Here is a 2,146-nt window from a genome sequence, read left to right as displayed (position 1 = left end):
CACCTGGCCAAGAAAGTCGAGACCAGATCGCGCTGATCGCTCAGCGCTTCCTGATGAAGACCATGTGGTAGCCCTTGAGCGGACCCGGCGTGAGCCGGAACAGTAGTTCACAGAACTTACCCAGGACGATGTTCTCGCCATGATAGACCGGTTGCCCATCGAACGCGTAGGTGGCGAACCTGTGACCACGAGGCTGGACCCAACCGAGCCGTTGAAGCCCGACAGGTCGACTGCACCCAGGCCGTTGGCTGCGATCGTGGCCGTCTTGACGTAGGTCCCGTCCGTGAAGGTGGCGACCGCCGTCTCGGTCAGGCCGAGGCTGGCGACGCGGAAAGCTACAGCCTTCGCTTCGACAGCGTTGACGACGTGGTCGGCCGTGTCGTTGACAACCAGAGTGGGGAGCGGGACTTGACTCGGTGTGGTCGCCCCTACAGGCCCACCGAAATCCTTGATGAAGGCTGCGTCAGCCGCGGGATACAATCCCGTGTCGAGCCGACTGCTGTAGCCGTCGTCTCCATAGTTCCAGTAGCTCTGATACAGCGCCTTATGCTGCGCGAACCACGCTGCGGCTTTATCGAAGTATAGGGCGGCGTCCGGTGAATTGGCGCCCCATTCCGAGTAGGCGATGGGCTTGCCGTGTGCCGCTGCGAAGTCTGCCTGCCATTGCAGACCACCGGACTGATTGACCATCCAATCCCAAACCTGGGCCGGGTCGGTTCCCATCCAAGTGTTGTTCCAGTAGAAATCCATCCCGATGACATCGACGTATTTGTCGCCGGGATAAGCATCCGCAGGATGCTGAAACCAGTCATTGCCGACGTTCGGCGTCCACTCGAACTTGAAGCGGTCCGAGACGGAACGAAAAGTGTCTACGAACTGCTGCCATGCTCCGATGTAAGATTGCTCGTGCCCCTGCGCCGACCAGGGGAACCATGTGCCATTCATCTCCCAGCCGGTCCTGATATAAATCGGTCCGTCGCCGTACGATGAGTCCGCTATGGCTTGAGCGGCCTTCAGGTAGTGATCGTTATAAGCGCCCAGTGCAGCGCTATCGAGGTTCCCGTCGTACCAGGTCGTAAGAGGAACAGACCAATGAACGTCTCGGATGGCATTTTTCCAGAGACTGGTGGCCCAAGGTATTGAGCTGTCAAACTCAGCCCAGCTGTTTTGATTTAAAAACATTTCCACAAAATCGACTGGCTTTCCAAGCCAGTTCTCGAAATGATCCACGTCACTAGGTGAATTACCAACGTATACACCTAATCCAGTCATATGACTTTCTCAATGGGATTTCCAGGATTTGTCCGCGTAGTTACTAATTAAGCCGCTATTAAGTTGCATTCGAAAGGGTGTCATTATGCCGCAGCTTTTCTTAGACCCCGTCCGATAACGTCCGGCAGGGGTTGAGTGGCCGGGATGGCGGTGATTCCAGAAGGGTGCCGAAGCCTGACCTGGAAGTGCCATGTGGACCCCGACCACTCGCCGGCAGCATCGCCGCGCCAACCTGCGCTACGAAACCGACCTGACGGATGGCGAGTGGGCCGTGATCGCGCCGCTGATGCCGGAGCCGGCCTCGTGCGGTCGTCCGCCTGTTTGGACGATGCGAAAAATCCTGAACGCCATCCTCTACGTGCTGCGCGGCGGCATCGCGTGGCGGATGATCCCGAAGGACCTGCCTCCGCGCAGCACGACGTTTGGCTACTTTGCGCGCTGGCGCGACGACGGCCTGTTCGGCCGGATCAACCATCACCTCGTCATGGCGGACCGCGAGCGGGTCGGTCGAAGGGCCTCGCCCACCGCCACAGTGCTTGATAGCCAGAGCGTGAAGACCACCGAGAGCGGAGGGCCGCGCGGCTACAACGCCGGAAAGAAGATCAAGGGCCGTACAAGGGCCGCAAGCGTTAGGCCCTGGTCGACACGGACGGACGCGCTCTCGTCCTCGACCCACAGCCCGCCGACGTGCAGGATCGCGATGGGGCCGGACCGGTGCTGCGCCTGTCGCGGCGGACCTTCCCGTTCATCGCCAAGGCCTTCGCCGATGCAGGCTATGCCGGCGACAGGCCCGCGACCGCAACGATCATCACCGTCGACATCGTGCGCAAACCCAAGGATCAGGTCGGCTTTGCCGTGCGCCCGCGCAGATGGG

General features: G+C 60.3%; 1 protein-coding gene and 1 pseudogene. One reads left to right on the top strand and one right to left on the bottom strand.

What is annotated here, in order from left to right; translation table 11 throughout:
• Positions 1–1,230: glycoside hydrolase family 26 protein (locus MKK55_RS04095; RefSeq protein ID WP_243933439.1), on the bottom strand; the 1,230-nt coding region annotated here is incomplete at its 3' end.
• 232 nt (positions 1,231–1,462) lie between these two features.
• Here MKK55_RS04095 and MKK55_RS04090 point away from each other — a divergent pair.
• Positions 1,463–2,146: pseudogene (locus MKK55_RS04090) on the top strand (IS5 family transposase); the annotation flags it as partial.

Source organism: Methylobacterium sp. J-059 (assembly GCF_022829485.1).
Classification (GTDB): domain Bacteria; phylum Pseudomonadota; class Alphaproteobacteria; order Rhizobiales; family Beijerinckiaceae; genus Methylobacterium.
Note: the sequence above shows the minus strand (reverse complement) of the source record. Positions and strands in the feature narration are given on the sequence as shown.